This is a genomic window from Flectobacillus sp. BAB-3569, from assembly GCF_002270355.1.
GTDB lineage: Bacteria > Bacteroidota > Bacteroidia > Cytophagales > Spirosomataceae > Flectobacillus > Flectobacillus roseus.
This window is the reverse complement of sequence record NZ_NJFZ01000139.1, coordinates 1-663: the sequence shown is the minus strand read 5'-3', so window position 1 is coordinate 663 and position 663 is coordinate 1. Positions and strand designations below refer to the sequence as shown.

Genomic DNA, 663 nt, shown 5'->3' with positions numbered 1-663 from the left:
CCAAAGTAAGGCTTGTATTTTACTTTTGACTGACTTGGTACGCCAAACTAGCCTCTATCCCTTGGTTTCTGATACTTCCCACATTTGCCATGATTGTTCCGAAGGGAACGGAGSTTKCGGAAGGTGAACCTTGGGATATTTTGGCAAAATCTATCCGTACAACACAAGCTATGCCATTTGGTACAGTATTGACTTTACCTGCTACAGGGTCTGAAATGAACTCTGGTGCAGTAGTTACTCGCGTAGCAACACAAGAAAACTGAGTATGGGCGGACCAGGTTTATTCCCAAAATTCTCAGTATTAGACCCAGAAGTAATTAAAGTATTCCTGTTCGTCAGTTACGCAATGGTATTGTAGATGCTTACACACACGTATTGGAGCAATATATGACTTATCCTGCTAATGCTTGGCTTCAAGACCGTTTTGCAGAAAGTATTTTACAGACTTTGATTGAAGTTGCACCAAAGATTTTGGCCGACCCAAGTAATTATGAAGCTGCCGCCAACTTTATGTGGAGCTGTACAATGGCACTTAATGGCTTGATTCAAAAAGGTGTGCCAACCGACTGGGCTACACACATGATTGGTCACGAACTTACGGCTTTGTACAATATCGACCATGCCATGACATGGCTATTATTTCCCGAACCTATACCGTAATCG

General features: G+C 42.5%; 1 pseudogene. It reads left to right on the top strand.

Annotated elements, in window-relative coordinates:
• Positions 1-125: 125 nt before the first annotated feature.
• Positions 126-663: pseudogene (locus BWI92_RS26730) on the top strand (iron-containing alcohol dehydrogenase); the annotation flags it as partial.